This window comes from Bradyrhizobium sp. 613_E4_N2_2 (genome assembly GCF_052075995.1).
Classification (GTDB): Bacteria; Pseudomonadota; Alphaproteobacteria; order Rhizobiales; family Xanthobacteraceae; genus Bradyrhizobium; species Bradyrhizobium barranii.
Map to the genome: position 1 here is coordinate 5,051,022 of NZ_CP197234.1, position 22,634 is coordinate 5,073,655.

The following is a 22,634-nucleotide window of genomic DNA, read 5'->3' on the forward strand; positions in this document are numbered from 1 at the left end:
GATCGCGAGCTCATCCCGGCTGACATGCGAGCGATAATCATGACGACCCAATTGCCTGTTTTTCGCCTCCTCCTCGCCATCGGTGCCGGGCTGATCCTCACCGGCCTGCCCGCGCCGTCGCGCGCGCAGAACATCGTCGTGATGGTCAACGGCGACCCGATCACCGATTTCGACATCGAGCAGCGCTCCAAGCTCGACCAGCTGACGACGCAGAAGACCCCGAGCCGGCAGGAGGTCATCAACGAGCTGATCGACGACAAGGTGAAGCTCAAGGAAGGCAAGAAATACGGCGTCGACCCCGGCATCTCCGACATCAACCAGTCCTACGAGGGCATGGCGCAGCGCATGCGCATCACGCCGGATCAGCTCACCAAGTCGCTCGAGGTCAAGGGCGTCCGCCCCGAGACGCTGAAGGGCCGCATGAAGGCCGAGATGGTCTGGACCAGCCTCGTACGCGGACGCTTCAAGGAGAAGCTGATGGTCGGCGAGCGCGACGTCGCGCAGGCCGTGCAGGCCGAGACCGGCGACAAGCTCCAGATCGAGGGCACCGAGTACAAGATGCAGCCGATCGTGCTGATCGTGCCGCGCGGCTCGTCCCCGGCGTTCCTGGAGACGCGGCAGAAGGAAGCCGAGACCTATCGCTCGCGTGTCGGAAGCTGCGAGGAAGCCAATTCGCTGTTCCGCTCAACGCCGAACGCCACCATCCGCGACACCGTCACCAAGACCACCGCGGAACTGCCCGAGGCGCTTCGCAAGGTGCTCGACGACACCCAGATCGGCCACCTGACCGCGCCGGAGGTCACCAAGGCGGGCATCGAGATGGTCGTGCTGTGCTCGCGCAAGCCGACCATGATCGACACGCCGAAAAAGCGCGAGGTCCGCGAGAAGATGTATTCGGAGAAATACGAGAAGACCCAGAAGGCCTATCTCGATGATCTCCGGAAAGCGGCGATGATCGAATATCGCAACCGCTGATGGCCAACTTCGCCTTAGAACCTTCCATCAAGCCTTCGAAGCCCCTCGCCCTGACCCTGGGAGAGCCCGCCGGCATCGGCCCCGACATCACGATCGCAGCCTGGCTCAGACGCCGCGAACTGAACCTGCCCGCCTTCTATCTGCTCGGCGACGAGGCCTTCGTCGCTCGCCGCGCCAAGGCCCTCGGCGCCGATATCCGGATTGCCTCGGTAAGCGCCGGCGAGGCCGCAGCCGCGTTCACCGAGGCCCTGCCCGTGGTCGCAACGGGCGAGAGTGCAACAGCCGAGCCCGGCAAGCCCGATGAAGCGAGCGCGCCGGCCGCGCTCGCTTCGATCCGGCAGGCGGTCGCCGACGTCCGTGAAGGCCGCGCCGGCGCCGTCGTCACCAACCCGATCGCCAAGAGCGTGCTCTACCGCTCAGGCTTCCGCCATCCCGGCCACACCGAATACCTCGCCGAGCTCGCCGCAGAGAACGGCCGCGTGCCGCAGCCGGTGATGATGCTGTGGTCGCCGCGGCTCGCCGTGGTGCCCGTGACCATCCACGTCTCCTTGCGCGATGCGCTGGCCCAGCTCACCAGCGAGCTCATTGTCTCGACCGTGCGCATCGTCGCGACCGAGCTGAAATCCCGCTTCGGCATCGAAAGGCCGCGCATCACGATCTCCGGCCTCAACCCGCATGCCGGAGAGGACGGCTCGCTCGGCCACGAGGAGCAGACCGTGATTGCACCAGCGCTCAAGGCGTTGCGTAGCGACGGCATCGAGGCGAAGGGACCGCTCCCTGCCGACACCATGTTTCACGAAGCCGCGCGAAGCACCTATGACTGCGCCGTCTGCATGTACCACGACCAGGCGCTGATCCCGATCAAGACGGTCGCCTTCGACGACGCGGTCAATGTCACGCTCGGCCTGCCCTTCATCCGCACCTCGCCCGATCACGGCACCGCCTTCGACATCGCCGGCACGGCCAAGGCCAATCCGGCAAGCCTGATCGCGGCGCTCAAGCTCGCAAGCCGCATGGCGGCTGCGCAAAGCTGATGAGCGCGATCGACGACCTCCCGCCGCTTCGCGAGGTCATTCGCCAGCACGCACTGTCGGCACGCAAATCGCTGGGCCAGAACTTCCTGCTCGACCTCAATCTCACCGCGCGCATCGCGCGTGCCGCCGCGCCGCTCGAGGACTCCACCATCGTCGAGATCGGTCCCGGCCCGGGCGGGTTGACGCGCGCGTTGCTCGCGCTCGGCGCCAAACGCGTCATCGCCATCGAGCATGACGAGCGCGCGATCCCTGCCTTGCAGGATATTTCCGCACGCTACCCTGATAGGCTCGAGATCGTGCATGGCGATGCCATGACCTTCGACCCGCGTCCGCTGCTCAATGGCGAACGAGCCAAGATCGTCGCGAACCTGCCTTACAACATCGCGACCCAACTCCTGATCGGCTGGCTCACGACCGACCCCTGGCCGCCCTGGTACGACATGATGGTCCTGATGTTCCAGCGCGAGGTCGGCGAGCGCATCGTGGCACGCGAGGACGAGGAGGCCTATGGCCGCCTCGGCGTGCTCGCCAACTGGCGCTGCGAGACGAAGATCCTGTTCGACATTTCGCCCTCGGCCTTCGTGCCGCCGCCGAAGGTCACCTCCTCCGTCGTGCGGCTGGTGCCGCGCGCAGAGCCCCTGCCTTGCGATCGCAAGCTGCTCGAACAGGTCGCAGCCGCCGCTTTCGGGCAGCGCCGAAAAATGCTGCGGCAAAGCCTGAAATCGCTTCAAGCGGATCCCGCTCGCCTTGCCGCGGCCGCAGGTGTCGATGCGACGCGGCGTGCCGAGACCATCCCGATATCAGGCTTTGTTGCCATGGCGCGTGAATTGGCGGATATACGAAAGCAAGCTGGATAACAGGAATTTCGGAGGAAGGAATATGGCGTTGATGCGTCGGCAGTCCCTGGTCAAATTCGATGCGCCCTTGTGCGAGACCATCGTCGACACGCCGAAGCCGCAGGGCGCCGAGGTGCTGGTGCGCATCGAGCGCTGCGGCCTCTGCCATTCCGACCTGCACATCCAGGACGGTTATGCCGATCTCGGCGGCGGCAAGAAGCTCGACACCACGCGCGGCATGACGCTGCCGTTTACGCTCGGCCACGAGATCGCGGGCGTGGTCGACGAAGTCGGCTCGGACGTGCCGGCGAACCTTGTCGGAGCTAAGAAGGCGGTGTTCCCGTGGATCGGCTGCGGCCAGTGCCGCGACTGCGCCAATGGCGACGAGAACCTTTGCGCGAAGCAGCGCTTCCTCGGCGTCTCCATCGACGGCGGCTTTGCCACCCACGTGCTGGTGCCCGACGCAAAGTACCTGCTCGACTACGATCCCCTGCCCGTCAACCAGGCCGCGACCCTGATGTGCTCCGGCGTGACCGCGTACGGCGCGCTCAAGCGCCTCGTCGACCGTCCGCGCCAGCGCAATCTGCTGCTGATCGGGCTGGGCGGCGTCGGCATGATGGGCCTGTCGTTTGCGCAGGCGATGTTCAAGCAGCCGATCACCGTCGCCGATCTCTCTCCGGCAGCGCGCGAGACCGCGCTGAAGAACGGCGCAGCCAACGCTTACGATCCGTCCGAGCCCGACGTGATCAAGCGCATCCTGAAGGAAACCGAGGGCGGCTTCGACGAGGTGGTCGATTTCGCCGGCAACGAGAAGTCGATGGCCTTTGCCGTGGCGGTCGCCGCGCGCGGCGGCAAGGTCGTCGTCTCCGGCCTGATGGGCGGCCAATTCACCCTGCCGATGGTGCAATGGGTCTACAAGCGCCTGACCGTCGAAGGCTTCATGGTCGGCACGCTCGCGGAAGCCCAGGAGCTGATGGCGCTCGCCCGCGCCGGCAAGATCAAGCCGACGCCGATGCGCGAGGAGCCGATGGGCGACGTCCAGAAATGGATCGACGAGTTGCGCGCCGGCAAGGTCGTCGGCCGCATCGTGCTGAAGAACTGATGCGCGGGAAAATCCAGGCCGGCTTAGCGGCGAGATGAGGTCTCGCCGCCGCGTTTTCCTCCGCCAAATTAACCCGGAATTGACGCAAACCCCGGTTCCAAATAGGGGAACCGACACGTCGCGAACTAAAGTCCTCGTCAGCTTTGTCTTTGGAATTCTGGTGAGGCCACGCAGACCATTCGCCGCTTCCTGGCCGATGAAACCGCAGCCACTGCGATCGAATACGGCCTGATCGCAGCCGGCATCGCGCTCGCGATCATCGCCGTGGTCAACAATCTCGGCTCGTCGTTGAAGTTGAAGTTCGGCTCGATCAGCACCTCGCTGAAGTAGCGCGAGACCTGCGCGCGCTGAAGGTACGTCGCCGCGCGGAACGGCTGCGACCACACCGCGTTGGCAGCGCATGTCCATTCGTTGCACCGTCGAAAGCGCATTCTTCATCGCCTGGAGCTTCCTGGAGCAGAGCGGCGAGCTCGGGCCTCCGGACGAGACCGCGAACACCATTCTGGATGCCATCGAAGCGCAGCTCAGGACCGGAGAGCGCCGGCAGTTGATGCTCGCCAACAAGGCGATCGGTGCCTACCGCAAGCAGGTGGCCCAAAGCCGCCTCCTGGCCGAACGCCAGATCCGTCTCGGATAAGAGCCCGCGGCGCCCCACAAGCGCTGGCTCATTTGGAAATTCCGTAGTTCTCCGGATGAGAACAAAGTTCGCAGCGTGTCCTGCGGGCAACGCCGGACGGCGCGACGCCTCGCTGCTGCGAACTTTTCGGTTTCCCGCAAACACTTGTGTTCACTTTGGAACTGTCGGTTCCTGCGCGGAAACGTAGGGTTTTTCCTGGAGACGCCGATTCCCGGCCAACGAAGAGCCCAGAGACAAGAAGAGTGACCGGCCGGCCCAGGAACGATCTGCTGCGAAGGCTCAGCGCCCAGGATTTCGAGCTGCTCGCGCCGCACCTGCAATCGGTCGAGGTCGCCGCGAACCACGTTCTGCATCACGCCGGCGACGGCATCTCCGTGGTCCACTTCCCCTGCGGCCCTGCGTTCGTGTCGTTCGCGGTGCCGGTTGAGGATGACCGCGAGGTCGAAAGTCTCCTGGTGGGCCGCGAGGGCGGGGTCGGTCTTTCCGCAGGCCGCAGCCCGTCGCCGGCCTTTTCCCGCGTCGTCGTGAAGGTCGGCGGCACGCTGGTCCGCCTGCCGCTGCGCGCGCTCGAGCAGGCGCAGCAGCGATCGCCCAGCATGCATGAGATCTTTTCGCGCTACGCAGCCTGCCAGTTCGCACAGCTGCTCCAGACAGCGGCCTGCAACGCGGCGCATTCGATCGAACAACGCGCGGCGAAATGGATCATCGCGGCCCGAGAGCATATCGGCAGCGACGAAATCCGCCTCACCCATGAGCAGCTCGCCGGCATGCTCGGCGTCTCCCGCAGCTATGCCAGCCGCGTCATCCAGACGTTCAAGGCCAGGCGCATCCTCGCGACCCGCCGCGGCGCCATCCTGATCCTCGATGCGCCGGCGCTCGAGACAAGCGCCTGCACCTGCAACGGTGCGGTGAAGAAGCACTTTCGCGAAGTGCTGGGACGCTCGGCGGGCTAGAACGATCCGCGCAGCCGGAACATATTCGCGTGGCCTGCATTGCCCGACATGGCGCGGTACTTCTTTCATTTCGAGGGCCAGCAACCTCACACCGACACGACCGGTGAAACGCTCCTCGACGACGATGCCGCCTGGCGCGAAGCCGTCCGCCTCTCCCGCGACGTCGAGCATGCGCTGCGCCCCGGCGACAGCTGGACGCTCAGCGTGTTTGACGGAAGCGAGCCTGTCTTCGTGCTTGCAATGGTGACACGGCGGTTTCGCTGACAGCCCTTCCCGTCGCCTCCGCACCGATCACATCAGACCACCAATTGGAACGCCGCGAATGTCCCATGCGTTGGCATCTCGTGAGGCAACGACGGAGTCAAAGCCCATGACGAAGCCGCTGACGAAAGCGGTCAAGCCTGTTCCCGCGGAGAACCAGAGCCACAAGGGTCCCGGCAGCACGCCGTCAATTCCGCTCGACACCACCAAGGGCCATCGCGACGATGAGAAGCAGAACATTCGCGAACAGGCCGAGCACGGCAACATCACCCAGAACACCACGAACAGGCGCATGGGCTAAAAGACCAGGGGGATCGAAGAGAGGAGACACGAACTTGGTCGATCTCGGCAAATGGTACGATCCGATATCCGAGCGCTGGATCGCACCGCGTGAATCACGACTGGAGGAAAAGTCCTCTCATGCAAGCGAGAACCACGTCCTTGAGCTGCAGCGGACCATCGAAGTTCAGCGCATCTGGCGCGCACTTGTCGATTGCTGCGCCCGCGACTGATGGTCTTGCGCGCACGCCGCGGCGGATCGACCCGCCGCCGGCCGCGCCGTTGTAACCCTGCATGAACGATCCCGCGTCACCCGCAGGGCCCGTCGCAACCGCGATGCGCTATCTGTCGACCATCGTCGGCTGCGCCTGCCTGCTGCTGGCCGCGATCTGCATCGCCATCGCCTGTCAGGTCTTCATCCAGACCGGCGTGTTCGCGCAGTCCTACGCGATGGTGGGGCTGATCGGCACTGCGCTGGGGTGTCTAGCGCTGACGCTGGCGCGGGTCTGGAAGTAAACACCGATCCATCCCTCATCATTCCGGCGTGCGTGGCCCGGGGTGGATGCCCGGGACAAGCCCGGGCATGACGGCCTGTAACGCTCCCATGCGATTGCCCTGCGCAGAATGTCGCACCGCTTTTCGCCGGGGCGCCGGGCTGGTAGATTGGCGTCATTGCCTTGAAGAGTTTTCGCTTTGGGGGTTTTCATGCGCGCGAGGATTTTCAATCGCGTCGTGGGGCTGGCGGCGCTGGCCGGAGCCCTGCTTGTCGCCGGGGCGGCGCCGGCCTCGGCCGAGAAGCGCATTGCGCTGGTCGTCGGCAACTCCGCCTACAAGAACATCACGCCGCTCGACAACCCGTCCAAGGACGCGAGCCTGATGGCGGAGACGCTTGGCGCGCTCGGCTTCACGCTGGTCGGCGGGCGCGCCCAGCTCGATCTCGACAAGGGCGCGATGGATATCGCGGTGCAGAGCTTTGGCCGGCAGGTCCAGGGCGCCGACGTCGCGCTGTTCTATTATGCCGGCCACGGCGTGCAAGTCGCCGGCTCCAACTATCTCGTGCCTGTCGGCGCCAATCCGACGCGCGAGGCCGATGTCGACTTCCAGATGACCGACGTCAACCTCGTGCTGCGGCAGATGCAGGGATCGGGTACGCGCCTCAACCTCGTGATCCTCGACGCCTGCCGCAACAACCCGTTTGGCTCGCGCGGCCTGCGATCCTCCGACGGCGGCCTTGCGCAGATGCGCGCGCCGGAGGGCACGCTGATCTCCTACGCGACGCAGCCCGGCAACGTCGCGCAGGACGGCAGCGACGGCCACAGCCCCTACACCAAGGCGCTGGCGGCGACGGTCCGGACCGCGGGCCTCGACGTGTTCCAGACCTTCAACCAGGTCGGCCTCGCCGTGAAGCGCGCCACATCAGGCGCGCAGCAGCCCTGGGTGTCGTCCTCGCCGATCGACGGCACCTTCTATTTCGTGCCGCCGACGCAAAGCCCGCCGCCGCAGGTCGCGGCGATGCAGCCCGATCCGCTGCCGGCGGATCGGCTGCGCGCCGATCCCGATCGCGTGCCGCTGCGCGATGCCGCGCTGCTGAGCGAATTGAGCGAGCGGCTCTACGAGCTCAATTTCGATCCTGACACGCCCGATGGACTGACCCGTGCGATCACCAAGCTCCAGCAGAGGATCTCGATGGCGCCGACGGGCGAGGCAACCGAAGGCCTGCTGCTGCGGATGCGCAAGATGGAGGATCTGAAGCCGTGGGGCTCGATCGTGTACGGGCCCGACAGCAGCAAATGGGGCATATCGTGGAACCACGCCTCGCGGCGCGCGGCGGTGGCGGATGCGCGCGGCAATTGCGCCGGTGCCAAATGTCCGATCGAGCTCTCCTTCTACGGCAACCGCTGCGGCGCGTTCGCGATATCAGACAAATCCTGGTCGCTGGTCCAGCGCGACAGCATCCAGCACGCCAGGGATGCCGCGCTTGACGAATGCGGCAAGGCTGGCAAAGCTTGCCGCATTATCGGATCCGTCTGCGCCGACGGCTCCGGCCGCTGATACCTTTTTCATTTCGGATTGTTTCCTCATGCCCAATGCCGTCGTCCGTACGATCGCCCTTGCGTCCCTCCTCAACCTCGCCCTCGCCTCGTCGTCCGCCTTCGCGCAGTCCGGCAGCGCCGGCGGCTCCATCGGCAACGACGAAAAGTCGCTGTCCGGCTCGCGCCAGGATACTTCTTCAGGCCGCTCGGCCGAACCGGCCGCGCCCTCACGCCGGAGCAAGCCGGCGACCGAGGAACGCTCGTCGCCTCGGCGAAGCGGAGGTGGCGGTGGAGGTGGCGGCGGTGGTTTCGACGGTGCCTGGGCGGTCGTCAGCGTTGGTTGCGGCGGCAGCACGAGCGGCGCTGTCGTCGTGAGCTCGGGCAAGATCATCGGCGAAGGCGTTCGCGGAACCGTCAGCACGGGCGGCTCGGTCAGCACGTTCGGCCAGGGCCAAGGCGTGACCTTTACCAGCACGGGCCGGCTCTCGGGCCGCAGTGGTTCCGGAACGTGGCGCCGCTCCGACGGCTGCGGCGGAACCTGGAGTTCGGCGAAGCAATAGCCCTCGAAAACGCCTGAATTCGCGGCGGAACGAACACCGCGCAGGCCCGATTCAAGCCACATCCTCTCCGGATTTGCGGCTCATTGCCACCCAAGTCTTTGATGACAAAGGGAAGGTAAAGAGTTGCGTTATGCGTAATCGGGAGACCAGGATGGGCAACCGCACCGCGAAGTTCATATCTGCGCTTGTCGGCAGCATCATCGCCGGCGCACCACTGGCCGCCGTGTCGCAGAATGCGCCGGAGGCAACGAGCTCGGCAAATGCCGCCAGCGACTGCCTCGCCTCGCCAAAGGGCGTCGCGCCGCAGGGGCAGCATTGGTACTATCGCCTGGAGCGCGGGAGCAAGCGGCAATGCTGGTATCTGCGCGCCGAAGGCAGCAAGGACAGCGCCAAGGCCGTGCAGACCGTGCAGACCGCGCAGGCTGCGCCCGATGCACCGACGGCAGATTCAGCAGCGCCGCAGCAGCACCCGGTGCAGGACGCACGCGCCGAATATCTGACGCCGCAGGGCAATACCGCGCCGACGACGCCGAATGCGCCCGCACCAGCGAAACCGGCGCCGATGCAACAAGCTGCCACTCCCTCCGCCGACAACAACGCGCAACAGCCCCCGGTCGCCACGCGCTGGCCCGATGCCTCCGCCGCGGCTCCGTCGCCCGCACCGCAGGCTGCGCCCGCTCCTGTCGCCTCGCCCGCACCGCCGAGCGTGAAGCCGTCAAAATCCCCTGCCCCGGTCGCGCTTGCCGCAGCAGATGCCACCACCGATAAAGCGACCGGCTCGCTCCAGACGCTGCTGCTCGTGATCGGTGGCGCGCTGGCGCTCGCCGGCCTCCTCGCCAGCATCATCTATCGCTTCGCAGGCGGACGACGCGTCCGCGTCCAGGATCGTCGCGTCAATTGGGACAATCGGGAGCCGCACGACGACGGTCGCGCGCCCTGGCTCGAGGCGACGCCAGCTGCCGCGCCGCGTGCGCAGCAGCCGCGCCCGGTGGATTTCGATGCCGCCCGTCCCCAGGCGGCCGCGCGTCGCCAAGCCCCCCAACGCGAAGCCACTCAGCGCGAAGCCGCGCAGCTCGAGGCGATCGATCACGCGATCGATGCCGTCGATCAGCGGGCGCCCCAAGCCAGCAACGAGGTCGCAGAGCTCGACGAGGCCAACATGTTCAACGGAGAGTTCGAGATCGAGGCATCGGCCCCCCGGCTCGCGGCCAACGACATCAATGACAAGGGGGCGGCCGATCGCGATGACGATGTGCAGATCGAGGATGCCGTCGACGTCGACGTGATCACGGCGATGCTGGAACGGCTGGCGCAGGAAGGACCGCGCCTCGCGAAGCCTAACCTTGAAGCTGGCCTTGCAAACCTCGTACGAAACCAACGAGGCCAGTCCGCCGCTCGCGCTTGAGGCGCTCGGCCTTCAGGATCGACTGCACCTCGGCAAACGCCTCGTCGACCGCGTGGTTGATGACGATGTAGTCGTACTCGGCCCAGTGGCTCATCTCGTGGCTGGCGCGGCTCATGCGCTTGCGGATCACCTCGTCGGAATCCTGCGCGCGCGAATGCAGCCGCTTCTCGAGATCGGCGGCCGAGGGCGGTAAAATGAACACGCTGACGACGTCCGCGCGTGCCTTCTCGCGGAGCTGCTGCGTGCCCTGCCAGTCGATGTCGAACAACACGTCCTGCCCGGCCGACAGCGCCGCCTCGACCGGCGCACGCGGCGTGCCGTAGCTGTTGTCGAACACCGTCGCCCATTCCAGCAGCTCGTCGCCCTTCACCATCGCGTCGAACCTGGACTTGTCGACGAACAGGTAGTCGCGGCCGTCGACCTCGCCGGGCCGCATCGCCCGCGTGGTCGCGGAGACCGACATGCGAAGGCCGGGCATGCGGTCGATCAGTAGACGCGACAGCGTCGTCTTGCCCGCGCCCGACGGCGAGGACAGCACGAACATCAATCCACGCCGCTCGACACCGTCAGTTCCGTGACCGCCCGTCGTCATCGATCACTCCAGATTTTGGACCTGTTCGCGGAATTGCTCGACCACGTTCTTCATGGCCAGGCCCGTATTGGTCAGCTCGATGTCGTTCGACTTCGAGCAGCAGGTGTTGACCTCGCGGTGAAACTCCTGCGCCAGGAAGTCGAGCTTGCGGCCGATCGGGCCGCCCTTGCCGATCAGCTCGCGCGCCTGCGCGATGTGGGAGGCGATACGGTCGAGCTCTTCGCGGATGTCCGCCCTGGTGGCGATCAGGATCGCCTCCTGCATCAGGCGGTCGGAATCGAAACGGTCGGAGGTGTCGAGCAGGGTTGCGATCTGCTCGGCGAGCCTCGCCTTGATCGCCTCGGGCTTGCGGCCCGGCGCGGCTTCCGCCTTCCTCGCCAGCACCTCGACCTCGTCGACCCGCTGGGTCAGGATCTGCCCGAGCGATGTGCCCTCGCGCTTGCGCATCTCGACGAGATCGGCGAGCGCCTTGTCGAAGGCCTCCGCAGCCGCCGCACGCGCGGCCTTGTCCTCCTCCTCGTCACCCTCGGGCTCGGCGACCTCGACGACACCCTTGATAGCGAGCAGGCCGTCGACGCTCGGCGCGACCGCGTCGACCTTGCCGGCGATCATTGCCGCGGCCTTCAGGACGGCGTTGAGCACGTCCTCGTTGACGCGGACGGAAGCTGCGGCGTTGGCGCGCTTGACGTTGAGATTGGCGTAGACAGTGCCGCGCGACAAAAGCTCGCCGGCGCGTTTCTTGGCGTGAGCCTCGAGCTCGTCAAACCCCTGCGGCAACCGCACCCTGAGGTCAAAGCCCTTGGCGTTGACCGACTTCAATTCCCATTCGAACGTATACGGCCCGCTAGCGCCGTGGCTTCGGGCAAAGCCGGTCATGGACGACAGCGCCATCAGGTCAATTTCTCCGGAAACTCAGGATTCGCGAGGCCCATCAGGCCACGCGAATCTTAAGACTATTTTGCAGGAAAGTGGAATCCGCAAAGTCCCGCAGGCAGGTCTGCGCGAACTAGCGCTGGACCACCGGCGGCGACGGCTGCACCGCGCCCTGGCGGGCGGGCGCGGGACCAGCGGGGCGAGCGGCTGGCGGCTTTTTCTGCTGATTGGGCCGCGTCGGCGTGGTCGCGGTCGGCGGATCCGCGGCAGCGCCGGGCGCGGCGGCCGCCGGCGGCTGCGCATCCTCGGCCGGCTCGACCGTGTCGTTCTGGATCTGCTTCTCCATCGCGCGCAGCTTGGCGACGTTCTTCTGGTGCGCGTCGTAGGTTTCGGTGAAGGCATGCCCGCCGGTGCCGTCGGCGACGAAATAGAGGTCACGGGTGCGGGCCGGGTTGGCGGTGGCTTCCAGCGAGGCGCGGCCGGGGTTGGAGATCGGACCGGGCGGCAGTCCCTCGATCACATAGGTGTTGTAGGGCGAAGGCTGCGTGATCTCGCTGCGCTTGATCGGACGGCCGAGCGTACCCTTGCCGCCGACCAGGCCGTAGATGATGGTCGGATCGGACTGCAGCTTGATTTTCTGCTTGAGCCGGTTGGCGAATACGGCGGCGACACGGCTGCGCTCGTCCGGCTTGCCGGTTTCCTTCTCGACGATCGAAGCCAGCGTCACCAGTTGCTCCGGCGATTTCACCGGAATGTCCTGGCTGCGGCGCTCCCAGATCTCGGCCAGCACGCGCTTGTGCGCCTGTTGCATGCGCTGGATCACCTGATCGCGCGGGGTCCCGCGCGGGAACTTGTAGGTCTCTGGCAGCAGCGTACCTTCGCGCGGCAACTCGCGAACGCCGCCGGTGAAGATGTCGTTGTCGGACAGCCGCGCCACGATCTGCTCGGAGGTCAGGCCTTCCGGGATCGTGACGGAATGCTGCACCACCTTGCCCTCGACGATGGTGGCGATGACGTCGCGCAAGGAGGCGTTCTTCTGGAACGAATATTCACCCGGCTTGAGGTCCGAGCTCGCCTTCAGCGCGGCGACGCTGGCGATGAACACCCACGGATTGACGTCGGCCACGCCTTCCCGGTTCAGCGTCTCGGCGATGTCGCGCTTGCCGGCCCGCTGCGGGATGTTGACGATCTTGTCTTCCTTCAGCGGCCCCGGCGCCTCGAGCAATTGCCGGCCGTAATAGTAGACGCCGCCGGCGCCCAGCATGGCGATCAGCAGAAGGGTGATGATGGCGTTGCCGACAATCACGAAGGGATTGCGCGCCCGGTCCGATCGCCTCGGCGGCGGCGGAACCTGCTCGGGCTCCAGCGCTGCCCGCGGACTCCGGGGCGAAATGGGCGGCCTTTCACTCATCGAAGCAACCTGAATCCTGCCGGTTCAATCGCGGCCAGACAATCGCTTGTCGAGCCAATGCACGCGCCCACGGGGTATGACTATCGCCGAATACGGCAAAACGGTGGATTCGTTTCAAACGCAAACTAATGAACCAGGCGGCGGAAGATCACCGACGCGTTGGTACCGCCAAAACCAAAAGAATTCGACAACGCGACGTTGACCTCGCGCTGCTTCGCAATGTGCGGCACGAGATCGATCGCAGTCTCGACCGACGGATTGTCCAGATTGATGGTCGGCGGCACGACATTATCGCGAATCGCGAGAATGGCGAAGATCGCCTCGATCGCGCCGGCGGCACCGAGGAGATGGCCGGTCGAGGATTTGGTCGAGGACATCGCGACCTTGGAAGCGGCGTTGCCGAGCAGCCGCTCGACCGCACCGAGCTCGATCTCGTCGCCGAGCGGTGTCGAGGTGCCGTGGGCGTTGATGTAGTCGAGATCGGATGCCGTGAGGCCGGCGCGCTTGAGCGCTGCCGACATGCTGCGGAAGCCGCCATCGCCATCGGGCGACGGCGAGGTGATGTGATAGGCATCGCCCGAAAGACCGTAGCCGATCACCTCGGCGTAGATCTTGGCGCCGCGGCGCTGAGCGTGCTCGAGTTCTTCCAGGACGAGGACGCCGGCGCCCTCGCCCATCACGAAGCCGTCGCGGTCCTTGTCGTAGGGACGCGATGCCTTCTCGGGCGTTTCGTTGAATCCGGTCGAGAGCGCGCGCGCGGCGTTGAAGCCGGCAATGCCGATCCGGCTGATCGGCGACTCGGCGCCACCGGCAACCATGACGTCGGCATCGCCCAGCGCAATCAGGCGGGCGGCGTCGCCCACCGCATGTGCACCGGTCGAGCAGGCCGTGACCACCGAATGGTTCGGCCCCTTCAGACCGTGCGCGATCGAGACGTAGCCGGAAGCAAGATTGATGAGGCGGCCCGGAATGAAGAACGGCGACACCCGGCGCGGTCCACGCTCCTTCAGGAGGATCGCGGTTTCGGCAATGCCGGTGAGGCCGCCGATGCCGGAACCGATCATGGTGCCGGTCGCGCACTTGTCCTCTTCGGTCTCGGGATGCCAGTTGGCATCATCGAGCGCCTGGCCGGCTGCGGCCATGCCGAAGATGATGAAGTCGTCGACCTTGCGCTGGTCCTTCGGCTCCATCCAGGTATCGGGATTGAAAGTATCGTTCGTGCCGTCGCCGCGCACGACGGTGCAGGCGTATTTGGTCTGAAGATCGGAGACATCGAAGCTCTCGATCCTGCGTGCGCCGCTTTCGCCGTTGAGGATGCGTTTCCAGGTCGGTTCGACGCCGCAGCCGAGCGGCGACACCATGCCGAGACCAGTGACGACAACCCGCCTCATGTTCGAAAACTCCGCATCGAAAGATTCACGGCCAATAACAAGAAACCGGCTGACCGCTGGTCAGCGGCCCGTCCGGTTTCAATGTTGTCCCCGCGAAAATGAAGAGCCTTAGCTCTTCGCGTTCTTCTCGAGAAACTTCGTGGCGTCGCCGACGGTGAGAATCGTCTCCGCGGCGTCGTCCGGAATCTCGCAACCGAATTCTTCTTCGAACGCCATCACCAGCTCGACGGTGTCCAGACTGTCGGCGCCGAGGTCGTCGATGAAGCTCGCAGCGTCGACAACCTTCTCGGGTTCAACACCAAGGTGTTCGACCACGATCTTCTTAACCCGCTCGCCAATGTCACTCATTGCATAACCTCGTGTTGTTCCCTGTAGACCCGACCCCCCGGGACGATACGAGCCGTCGTGGTCGTTGACTGCCTTCGCTTACGAACTTTGATTGGCCCCATCTTAACCGATGCAGGCCCGGCGAGACGGCCAAGGCTCCGCATCGCCAATATACAGGGTTTCAAAAACCTGCAATGGCGTTCTTTGCCCATCCGTTGAGCGTCCGGTTATCATACTTCAACTGCCTTGACTACAAGCCTCATTTCGCACCGGAAACGGCCGTTTGCCGCATCCCGCACCGCCCATGTGGGCAGTGCGGAAGGAGACGTCAGATCATGGCCATGCCGCCATTGACGTGGATGGTTTGTCCCGTGACGTAGGCCGCTTCGTTCGAACTCAGGTAGACGGCGGCGGCTGCGATGTCCTCCGGCGTCCCCAGGCGGGCAGCCGGAACCTTGGCCAGAATCGTCTCGCGCTGCTTGTCGTTGAGCGCATCGGTCATCGGCGTCTTGATGAAGCCCGGCGCGATGCAGTTCGCGGTCACGCCGCGCTTGGCGTATTCGGCACCGAGCGTCTTGATCATGCCGATCAGGCCGGCCTTCGATGCCGTGTAGTTGCCCTGCCCGGGATTGCCGGTGACGCCGACGATCGACGTGATGGCAATGATGCGGCCGAAGCGCTTGCGCATCATCAGCTTGGTCGCGGCGCGCGCCAGACGGAAGGTCGAGGTCAGATTGATGTTGATGACCTCCTCCCAGTCCTCGTCACGGAGCTGGACGAAGAGATTGTCGCGGGTGATGCCGGCATTGGCGACGAGAATGTCGACCTGCCCCATCGCGGCTTCCGCAGCGGGCACCAGCGCCTCGACCTCGTCGGCCTTGGAGAGATTGCAGGGCAGCACATGGGTACGCTCGCCGAGCTTGCCGGCAAGTTCATCCAGCACTTCCTCGCGCGTTCCGGAAATCGCAACGGTAGCACCCTGCGCGTGCAGCGCCTGCGCGATCGCGCCGCCGATGCCGCCGGTCGCGCCGGTGACGAGCGCCTTTTTGCCAGTCAGGTCGAACATTGAAAAACTCCTTCAGGCCTGCTTCGCAGAGGCCAATGCATCCTTGGCAGCGGCAATGTCGTTGGGACCACCGACCGACACGCCGACGGCGCCGTCCGCAATGCGCTTGACGAGACCAGACAGCACCTTGCCGGCGCCGATCTCGAAGAAGCGGTTGACGCCCTGCCCTGCCATATAGGCAACCGACTCGCGCCAGCGCACCGTGCCGGTGACTTGCTCGACCAGGCGGCGACGGATCTCGTCGGGATCGCTGATGGCGCTCGCCAGCACGTTCGACACCAGCGGCGCCGCCGGCGCCTTGATCGTGACCTTCGCCAGCGCCTCCGCCATGGCGTCGGCGGCGGGCTGCATCAACTTGCAATGGAACGGTGCGGACACCGGCAGCAGCATTGCGCGCTTGGCACCCTTGGTCTTGGCAATCTCGACGGCGCGATCGACCGCAGCCTTGTCGCCGGAGACGACAACCTGCCCGCCACCATTGTCGTTGGCGGCCTGGCAGACCTGGCCCTGTGCCGCCTCGCCTGCGACCTCCATGGCGGCCTCGTAGTCGAGACCAAGAAGAGCGGCCATCGCACCGGCGCCGACCGGCACGGCTTTTTGCATTGCGAGACCGCGGGTGCGAAGCAACCGCGCGGTATCCGAGATCGTCAGGCTGCCGGCCGCGGCCAGCGCCGAATATTCACCGAGCGAGTGGCCGGCGACGAAGGCCGCATCCCGCCCCACGGAAAACCCGGCTTCGGCCTCCAGCACACGCAGCGTGGCGACAGATACCGCCATCAGCGCCGGCTGGGCGTTCTCGGTAAGCTGGAGCGTTTCTGCAGGACCATCCCAGATGATCGCCGTCAGCTTCTCCCCAAGCGCGGCATCGACCTCGTCGAACACGGCGCGCGCCACCGGAAAGGCGTCGGCCAGGGCCTTGCCCATGCCAACCGCCTGGGACCCCTGCCCTGGAAATGTGAATGCTGCCGTCATCGGCGCTCCCTGCTTGTCGGGCGTGATCCCTGCGAGAACCGGCAGCCGATGACGCACGGCCTTACGCCATGGTTCCGGATCATGCTCCAAAGGGGGCCGTAGACACTGTCCGGGGCCGGAATGTCAAGCCAAGATAGGAACTTCGCCCGGGATTCAACGGGGAATGCTGGCCCTAGAATCCACCATTGGTCTGATTGGCGTCGACCGCCGCCCCTGCCTGCGCGCGGCGCGCGCTGTTCACGAGCTGACCCGGACGGTCATCCCGGTCCGGCTTCGCGGTCGCCAGCCGCAGCACCGCGGCGTAGCCCGGCTGCACCTCCATGCGGCCGGCGTGCCGGCTCGCACTCAGCAGGCGATGCACCTTCGGCAGATTGTAGCAGGGCACGTAGAACAGGAGATGATGCTCGAGGTGATAGTTCACGTAGTACGGCGCGATGAACAGCCGCTCGAGGAAATTCGCATGCGTGGTGCGGGTGTTGCGCAAGGGATCGCTACTGTCGGGCACGACGGCGTGCTCGGCGATGTTACGGATGCGGGTGATGACCATCATCCAGGTCAACAGCGGCACCAGCCATAAAAGCGCATAGGCCCACCACACGCCGGCCGCCGCGAGCGCTGCGAACATCGCGGCATTGGCGAGACATTGCGGGCCGAGTTTCTCCCAGAAATGCGCCGCGCGCTGCCGCAACGTCCAGTCCTTCGGCCCGAGCGCATTGAGCAGTTGCGCCTTGCGCTGCTGGTAGCCGGTCTGTCCGGTGATGTCGCGAATGAACTTGCGGCGATAGCTCAGCCTGGTGATCGGAAACGGCGCCGACAGCACGAGATCGGGGTCATCCTCCTGCTGGGTGCGCGCGTGATGCTGAAGGTGATAGCGCCGATAGCTGCGCGTCTCCGCGAAGAGAGGATAGGCGCAGAGCCATTGGCTCAGGGCCAGATTGGTCTTCTCGTCAGCGGACAGGCAGCCATGCGCGCCGTCATGCATCAGGATCGCAAGCCCGAGCTGGCGCGAACCGATGATGGCAACGGCGAGAATGTAGGTGATCGGGTTGGGCCACCACGCGACCAAAGCGATCGCTGCGACAATGAGTGCCCAGGCGTGGGCGATCAGCGCGACGCCTTTCCAGGTCACGCGCTGGCGCACGTCCGCGAGTTGGTCGTCGGTCAGGAAATCGCGGGCACGCATGCGAAGTGCGGTCATGACCTAACCCTCCTCATTCGAACTGCCAGATGCGTCGCGCTCGTCGACCAGACGGAGCCGCGCCGTGTCGCTGGCTGATTTCGCCTGCTCGCCGAGCACACGCAGCATCTCGGCGCACAATTCATCCGGCGACCGGCCCATCGCGTACCCCTCGAGAATGACGCCGATGGCGACGGCCCAGAACCGCCGCGAGCTTTCGTCGGGCGCACGCAGGGAGCGCCAGCCGTGCCGCGCGACCTGGCTCGCATAGGCGCGTGCGCCTTCACCGTGCAGGCGCTCGATGGTGCGCTCGACCAGCGGCGCAAGATCCTGGCGCCGCCGGGTCAGCGTCAGCGCCTCTGCGAAGAAGGCGACCGAATCGCTCGCCGTCACGGTCTCGGCCAGCGCGCGGGTATAGTCCCGCGGCGTGCGCGCTTTCAGCGCTGCCTGCTCCGTCGCCCGCGCCAGATACAGCAGCTCGCGGCAGGCGCATTCGACGAACAGCGCCTCCTTGGTGCGGAAGTAATAGGTGATCTGGCTCGGGAACGCGTCCGCGGCGGCGGCAATGTCGGTGATGGCCGTGCCGGACAGCCCCCGCTCCCTGAACAGCGGGCTCGCCGCATCCAGCAGCAGCGACCGCATCTTGCGACCGGCCGAACGTGTGGCCCGGGCCGCATGCTTGGGGTCGCCAGCCGCCTCTAACGGCTCATGGACCGACTTTTCCGCCATTGGGGTCCTCTGCGTTGATTTACTTGTATGCCATACAAACAAATAAATCAAGCTGGTATGGTCCGGGAGGACCGGTCCCGCTGCCCGCACCGGAACCATCCGGGGCCGAAAGCACGGCCTCCAACCTTGCAAAGCCGGCCAAAATCCGTATAAGCGCGCCATCCGCAGACCCCGGCCGGGAGCTGAACGGACGGTCTCAGCAAATCATTCGTGATTTTGGTGTGGCAGGGCCAGTCGGCCCGTCGTCCCGTGTTTCCGCCTTCTGAGCTTAATCCCAGAGTCCTTTCCGAAGGCCTCTTAAGGGCTTGACGCCGGGCGATGCGCCAACATGAGGAAAGGACGATTATGGCTCTCTATGAGCATGTTTTTCTCGCGCGCCAAGACGCGAGCACGCAGCAGGTCGAAGAGCTGACTGCGCAGATGACCGGCATCGTCGAGGGTCTCGGCGGCAAGGTCACCAAGACCGAGAATTGGGGCGTTCGCTCCCTCACCTACCGCATGAACAAGAACCGCAAGGCGCACTTCGTGCTGCTCAACATCGACGCGCCGTCCGCGGCGATCGCCGAGATCGAGCGCCAGGAGCGCATCAGCGAAGACGTGATCCGCTATCTCAGCGTTCGCGTCGAGGAGCTCGAGGAAGGCCCGTCGGCGATGATGCGCAAGGCTGACCGTGACCGCGAGCGTGACGACCGTGGCGGCGGCTTCCGCGGCGATCGTGAAGGCGGTGGCTTCCGTGGCGACCGCGAGGGTGGTTTCCGTGGCGGCGATCGCGACGGTGGTGGCTTCCGCGGTGACCGCGGTCCGCGCCGTCCGCGCGACGAAGCTGAAACGACAACGCCGGATGCGGAGTAAGATCAATGGCTGAAGCTGGTGCACGCCGTCCGTTTTTCCGTCGTCGCAAGAGCTGCCCGTTCACGGGCGCAAATGCTCCGAAGATCGACTACAAGGACTCCAAGCTCTTGATGCGCTACGTCTCCGAGCGCGGCAAGATCGTGCCGAGCCGCATCACCGCGGTGTCGGCCAAGAAGCAGCGTGAGCTCGCCCGCGCCATCAAGCGCGCGCGCTTCCTGGGCCTGCTGCCCTACGTCATTCGCTAAGACGAATTCGGCCGGCGGCGACATCGCCGCCGGCCGCGCTTTTTTGGTTTCATAAGGCTTCCGGGTCGTCCGGTCGCCGATGGTTGGGGCGAGATGCCTCTAACCGCTCGAAGGGAGCGGGACAGCTGATGATGACTCTTGGATTGATAGCCCTGATCGCCGGCGCTGCGTCGGCCCTGATGTTCGCCTCGATCGTATCGGGCGCGCTGATCTCGCTCGTCCTGTTCTATCTCGCGCCGCTGCCGCTGATGGTCGCCTCGATCGGTTGGGGCCCGCTTTGCGCGAGCCTCGGCGGCATCGCCGCTGCGATCGGCCTCGGGGCCCTGTTCGGCCTGCCCTACTGCATCGCGTTTGCCGTCACCGTCGCGCTGCCCGCGTGGTGGCTCGGCCATCTCGTCCTGCTCAGCCGGCGCCTTGGACCCGTCGCGCCGGAAGCCACCACCGAGCCGCCGGCCGAGCCCGAGCTCGAATGGTATCCGGTCGGCCGCATCCTGCTGTGGATCGCGGGCTTCGCCGCGCTGACCACGATCGCCGCCCTGCTCACCCTCGGCACCGACGCCGAGACCATCACCGGCACGCTGCGGCGCGGCTTGATGCGCCTGCTCCGCACCGCCGACCCGCAGACGTCAGGCGAAGCCGGTCAGTTCGTCGACGCGCTGGTGCTCATCGCTCCGGCCGCTGCCACCATCGTCGCGATGATGACGCTCACCCTCAATCTCTGGCTCAGCGGCAAGATAACGGCGACATCTGGCCGCCTGCTGCGTCCGTGGCCGGACATGATGACGGCCGAGCTGCCGCCGATGACGCTGGTGGCGCTCTGCATCGCGCTCGCGTTCTGCTTCACCGGCGGATTGCTCGCGATGGTCGCGCAGATCACGACGGCGGCGCTGATGATGGGCTATGCGCTGACCGGTTTTGCCGTGCTGCATACGCTGACGCTGGCGCTGAAGAGCCGCACCTTCTGGCTCGGCTCGACCTATGCCGTCGTCGTCGTGTTCGGCTGGCCCGTCATCGCGATGGTGATCCTCGGCCTCGCGGATGCCGTGTTCGGCTTCCGCGAGCGCTTCCTGCGCAGCCGCCAGCCACCGCCGCTGCCAACCTCTTAAGTTCAACCCCAAAACCCAACTCACTCAACACTTCAAAGGAGAACGAATATGGAAGTCATTTTGCTGGAACGCGTGAGCAAGCTCGGCCAGATGGGCGAAGTCGTGAAGGTTCGCGACGGCTATGCCCGCAATTTCCTGCTCAAGCGCGGCAAGGCGCTGCGCGCCACCGCCGACAACCGCGCCAAGTACGACGGCATGAAGGCCGATCTCGAGGCTCGCAACCTCCAGTCCAAGGGCGAGGCGTCCAAGGTCGCCGAGAAGATCCAAGGCAAGAACATCATCGTGATCCGTCAGGCTTCCGAAGCCGGCCAGCTGTTCGGCTCGGTCACGGTGCGCGACGTCGTCATTGCGTTCGAAGCCGACGGTGTCTCGCTTGAGCGCCCGCAAGTGCAGCTCGACGCGCCGATCAAGACCATCGGCAAGCACACCATCACCGTCGCCGTTCACCCCGAGGTCGAGGTCGAGGTTTCCGTCACGGTTGCGCGCAGCCAGGACGAGGCCGAGCGCATCAACCGCGGCGAGGACATCTCGACCCGCAACGAGGACCGCGATGCGGCCGCCGAAGCGATCGCCGCCGCCGGCGAGTTCTTCGATGCGGAAGCCCAGCAGGACGACGAGCCGGCGCCGGCTGCGGACGAGACCGAGAAGTAAGACCCGCGTTCGCGCAGGTTGCGACGCCCGGCCGCCTCAGGCGGCCGGGCTTTTCGTTTTCGCGGCGACGTCCTCGCTCAGCATCGCGATCGAAGCGAGCGCAGTTGCCGTGTGCTTCTCGACACCGTCGTTGACGCAAAACACGTCGGCCGCGACCACCGAGACCTGGCGGCCCGGCTTGATCACCCTGGCCCGGCAGATCAGCTTCTCGCCGACCGCCGGCGACAACAGATTGAGCTTGTATTCCGCCGTCAACGCCGGCTGGCCGCGCGAGGTCGCCGCTGCGATCGTCGTGGCGTTGTCGACCAGGAAGGCGGTGACGCCGCCATGGAAGAAGCCGTGCTGCTGGAGCAGCTCGGGCCGGCGCGCGACCGCAATCGTGCAGGTGCCGCGCGACAATTCCGAGAGCTCGGCGCCCACCAGGTTCATAAACCCCTGCCGGCCGACATTGGCGTGGATGCGCTCGGCGATCGGACCGAATTCGGGATCTGCTTCGGCTCGCATGCGGCTTCTCCTATTGCTTGTGGATGCGATCGGGCGGGCGAAGCGCACGGTTGGCACAGGCGACAAGCGTGTCGGCTTCGCTGCGGGGATCGGCGCGGTCACGTCCCGAGAGAAAGGCGCGGCAGAATATCTGGGCAGGGCCGATGAGCTGGCTGACGAACATCACCGGCGTCATCGGCAAAAGCTCGCCACCGGCAACCAACGGCGCGCGCCAGCGCTCGATGCCTTCGGCAAGGCGCGCATTCTGCGCGCGCTGAGCGTCGCGGACGTCCTCGCTCCATTCGCTGCGCGATATCTCGAAGAGATAGCGGGCCTCGCGCCGGCTCGACACCACCCAGTCGAGATGGGCCCGGATCAGCCGATCGATGCCCTGCCCGGCACTGGGCATCGGATCGAGCGCGGCCAGCACTGCGGCGTGATAGTGCCGCAGCACCTCCAGGAACAGCGCACCCGCCAGTTCCTTCTTCGATCCGAAGACATGAAAGAAGCTGCCGTTGGAGGCGCGTGCCCGGGCGCGGATCGCTGCCACCGTCGCGGCTTCGAAGCCGACGCGGTCGAATACGAAAAGCCCGGCCGCCAACAGGTCGTCACGCACGCTCGTCGTCATCGACACCTCCTGGAGCATCACTCTAGAGTAACGCTCTAAATGCGGTCAAGACGATG

29 protein-coding genes are annotated in these 22,634 nt (G+C 65.6%); 18 read left to right on the forward strand and 11 right to left on the reverse strand.

Features of this window, described 5'->3' with window-relative positions; all coding sequences use genetic code 11:
* Window positions 1–39 precede the first annotated feature (39 nt).
* The 14 genes from AB7290_RS24425 to AB7290_RS24490 all read left to right on the forward strand — a co-directional run bounded on the left by AB7290_RS24425 (window position 40) and on the right by AB7290_RS24490 (window position 10,075).
* On the forward strand, window positions 40–975 hold the full coding sequence (locus tag AB7290_RS24425) for a SurA N-terminal domain-containing protein (protein WP_085402862.1): 936 nt from the start codon (window positions 40–42) through the stop codon (window positions 973–975).
* The gene (gene pdxA, locus AB7290_RS24430; RefSeq protein ID WP_085402861.1) at window positions 975–2,009 is read left to right on the forward strand and encodes a 4-hydroxythreonine-4-phosphate dehydrogenase PdxA; all 1,035 of its coding nucleotides are present in this window, start codon (window positions 975–977) and stop codon (window positions 2,007–2,009) included. The genes AB7290_RS24425 and pdxA overlap by 1 nt, the downstream gene beginning before the upstream one ends.
* Window positions 2,009–2,866 (forward strand): 16S rRNA (adenine(1518)-N(6)/adenine(1519)-N(6))-dimethyltransferase RsmA, encoded by an 858-nt coding sequence (gene rsmA / locus AB7290_RS24435; protein WP_085402860.1) that lies wholly within the window; start codon window positions 2,009–2,011, stop codon window positions 2,864–2,866. The genes pdxA and rsmA overlap by 1 nt, the downstream gene beginning before the upstream one ends.
* A gap of 22 nt (window positions 2,867–2,888) precedes the next feature.
* Complete coding sequence (locus tag AB7290_RS24440) at window positions 2,889–3,947, forward strand: alcohol dehydrogenase (protein ID WP_085402859.1); 1,059 nt, start codon at window positions 2,889–2,891, stop codon at window positions 3,945–3,947.
* Between the two features lie 177 nt (window positions 3,948–4,124).
* Window positions 4,125–4,277, forward strand: a complete 153-nt coding sequence (locus AB7290_RS24445) for a Flp family type IVb pilin (RefSeq protein ID WP_085402905.1) — start codon at window positions 4,125–4,127, stop codon at window positions 4,275–4,277.
* Between the two features lie 70 nt (window positions 4,278–4,347).
* A complete protein-coding gene (locus AB7290_RS24450) occupies window positions 4,348–4,584 on the forward strand; it encodes a hypothetical protein (protein ID WP_028157550.1) in 237 nt (78 codons plus the stop codon).
* Window positions 4,585–4,826: 242 nt separating this feature from the next.
* Window positions 4,827–5,537: a Crp/Fnr family transcriptional regulator gene (locus tag AB7290_RS24455; protein WP_085402858.1), complete on the forward strand. Its 711-nt coding sequence runs from the start codon at window positions 4,827–4,829 to the stop codon at window positions 5,535–5,537.
* Between the two features lie 48 nt (window positions 5,538–5,585).
* Window positions 5,586–5,801, forward strand: a complete 216-nt coding sequence (locus tag AB7290_RS24460) for a DUF6894 family protein (RefSeq protein WP_063983687.1) — start codon at window positions 5,586–5,588, stop codon at window positions 5,799–5,801.
* Between the two features lie 106 nt (window positions 5,802–5,907).
* A complete protein-coding gene (locus AB7290_RS24465; protein ID WP_085402857.1) occupies window positions 5,908–6,099 on the forward strand; it encodes a hypothetical protein in 192 nt (63 codons plus the stop codon).
* 34 nt (window positions 6,100–6,133) lie between these two features.
* Window positions 6,134–6,310, forward strand: a complete 177-nt coding sequence (locus tag AB7290_RS24470; RefSeq protein WP_166095994.1) for a hypothetical protein — start codon at window positions 6,134–6,136, stop codon at window positions 6,308–6,310.
* A gap of 61 nt (window positions 6,311–6,371) precedes the next feature.
* Window positions 6,372–6,593 (forward strand): hypothetical protein, encoded by a 222-nt coding sequence (locus AB7290_RS24475; RefSeq protein ID WP_085402856.1) that lies wholly within the window; start codon window positions 6,372–6,374, stop codon window positions 6,591–6,593.
* Between the two features lie 189 nt (window positions 6,594–6,782).
* On the forward strand, window positions 6,783–8,129 hold the full coding sequence (locus AB7290_RS24480) for a caspase family protein (protein WP_085402855.1): 1,347 nt from the start codon (window positions 6,783–6,785) through the stop codon (window positions 8,127–8,129).
* Between the two features lie 28 nt (window positions 8,130–8,157).
* Window positions 8,158–8,670 (forward strand): hypothetical protein, encoded by a 513-nt coding sequence (locus tag AB7290_RS24485; RefSeq protein ID WP_063983692.1) that lies wholly within the window; start codon window positions 8,158–8,160, stop codon window positions 8,668–8,670.
* A gap of 151 nt (window positions 8,671–8,821) precedes the next feature.
* On the forward strand, window positions 8,822–10,075 hold the full coding sequence (locus AB7290_RS24490) for a hypothetical protein (protein WP_085402854.1): 1,254 nt from the start codon (window positions 8,822–8,824) through the stop codon (window positions 10,073–10,075).
* On the opposite strand, the gene gmk is transcribed toward AB7290_RS24490, so the two are convergent.
* The 9 genes from gmk to AB7290_RS24535 all read right to left on the reverse strand — a co-directional run bounded on the left by gmk (window position 10,008) and on the right by AB7290_RS24535 (window position 18,613).
* Window positions 10,008–10,667, reverse strand: a complete 660-nt coding sequence (gene gmk / locus AB7290_RS24495; RefSeq protein WP_085402853.1) for a guanylate kinase — start codon at window positions 10,665–10,667, stop codon at window positions 10,008–10,010. The two genes, AB7290_RS24490 and gmk, sit on opposite strands and share 68 nt — an antisense overlap.
* A gap of 3 nt (window positions 10,668–10,670) precedes the next feature.
* Complete coding sequence (locus AB7290_RS24500; protein WP_063983695.1) at window positions 10,671–11,558, reverse strand: YicC/YloC family endoribonuclease; 888 nt, start codon at window positions 11,556–11,558, stop codon at window positions 10,671–10,673.
* A 115-nt stretch (window positions 11,559–11,673) separates the two neighbouring features.
* Window positions 11,674–12,951 (reverse strand): endolytic transglycosylase MltG, encoded by a 1,278-nt coding sequence (gene mltG, locus AB7290_RS24505; protein WP_085402852.1) that lies wholly within the window; start codon window positions 12,949–12,951, stop codon window positions 11,674–11,676.
* Window positions 12,952–13,076: 125 nt separating this feature from the next.
* Window positions 13,077–14,342 (reverse strand): beta-ketoacyl-ACP synthase II, encoded by a 1,266-nt coding sequence (fabF, locus tag AB7290_RS24510; protein ID WP_085402851.1) that lies wholly within the window; start codon window positions 14,340–14,342, stop codon window positions 13,077–13,079.
* 108 nt (window positions 14,343–14,450) lie between these two features.
* Window positions 14,451–14,690 (reverse strand): acyl carrier protein, encoded by a 240-nt coding sequence (locus tag AB7290_RS24515; protein ID WP_008130699.1) that lies wholly within the window; start codon window positions 14,688–14,690, stop codon window positions 14,451–14,453.
* A 307-nt stretch (window positions 14,691–14,997) separates the two neighbouring features.
* The gene (gene fabG / locus AB7290_RS24520; RefSeq protein ID WP_085402850.1) at window positions 14,998–15,735 is read right to left on the reverse strand and encodes a 3-oxoacyl-[acyl-carrier-protein] reductase; all 738 of its coding nucleotides are present in this window, start codon (window positions 15,733–15,735) and stop codon (window positions 14,998–15,000) included.
* Between the two features lie 12 nt (window positions 15,736–15,747).
* Window positions 15,748–16,707, reverse strand: a complete 960-nt coding sequence (fabD, locus tag AB7290_RS24525) for an ACP S-malonyltransferase (RefSeq protein ID WP_085402904.1) — start codon at window positions 16,705–16,707, stop codon at window positions 15,748–15,750.
* 172 nt (window positions 16,708–16,879) lie between these two features.
* Window positions 16,880–17,905 carry a fatty acid desaturase family protein gene (locus AB7290_RS24530; RefSeq protein WP_441254027.1) on the reverse strand — a complete coding sequence of 342 codons (1,026 nt, stop codon included), beginning with the start codon at window positions 17,903–17,905 and terminating at the stop codon, window positions 16,880–16,882.
* Between the two features lie 3 nt (window positions 17,906–17,908).
* Window positions 17,909–18,613, reverse strand: a complete 705-nt coding sequence (locus AB7290_RS24535; protein ID WP_085402848.1) for a TetR/AcrR family transcriptional regulator C-terminal domain-containing protein — start codon at window positions 18,611–18,613, stop codon at window positions 17,909–17,911.
* Between the two features lie 345 nt (window positions 18,614–18,958).
* Here AB7290_RS24535 and rpsF point away from each other — a divergent pair, with 345 nt between their 5' ends.
* From rpsF to rplI, 4 genes are all read left to right on the forward strand, one after another.
* The gene (gene rpsF, locus AB7290_RS24540) at window positions 18,959–19,465 is read left to right on the forward strand and encodes a 30S ribosomal protein S6 (RefSeq protein ID WP_014495806.1); all 507 of its coding nucleotides are present in this window, start codon (window positions 18,959–18,961) and stop codon (window positions 19,463–19,465) included.
* Between the two features lie 5 nt (window positions 19,466–19,470).
* Window positions 19,471–19,710 (forward strand): 30S ribosomal protein S18, encoded by a 240-nt coding sequence (rpsR, locus tag AB7290_RS24545; RefSeq protein WP_007592020.1) that lies wholly within the window; start codon window positions 19,471–19,473, stop codon window positions 19,708–19,710.
* A gap of 128 nt (window positions 19,711–19,838) precedes the next feature.
* Window positions 19,839–20,816 (forward strand): hypothetical protein, encoded by a 978-nt coding sequence (locus AB7290_RS24550; RefSeq protein WP_085402847.1) that lies wholly within the window; start codon window positions 19,839–19,841, stop codon window positions 20,814–20,816.
* 48 nt (window positions 20,817–20,864) lie between these two features.
* Window positions 20,865–21,467 (forward strand): 50S ribosomal protein L9, encoded by a 603-nt coding sequence (rplI, locus tag AB7290_RS24555; RefSeq protein ID WP_085402846.1) that lies wholly within the window; start codon window positions 20,865–20,867, stop codon window positions 21,465–21,467.
* A gap of 36 nt (window positions 21,468–21,503) precedes the next feature.
* On the opposite strand, the gene AB7290_RS24560 is transcribed toward rplI, so the two are convergent.
* Window positions 21,504–21,971: a PaaI family thioesterase gene (locus AB7290_RS24560; protein WP_085402845.1), complete on the reverse strand. Its 468-nt coding sequence runs from the start codon at window positions 21,969–21,971 to the stop codon at window positions 21,504–21,506.
* A 10-nt stretch (window positions 21,972–21,981) separates the two neighbouring features.
* Window positions 21,982–22,578, reverse strand: a complete 597-nt coding sequence (locus tag AB7290_RS24565) for a TetR/AcrR family transcriptional regulator (protein ID WP_085402903.1) — start codon at window positions 22,576–22,578, stop codon at window positions 21,982–21,984.
* Between the last annotated feature and the right edge of the window lie 56 nt (window positions 22,579–22,634).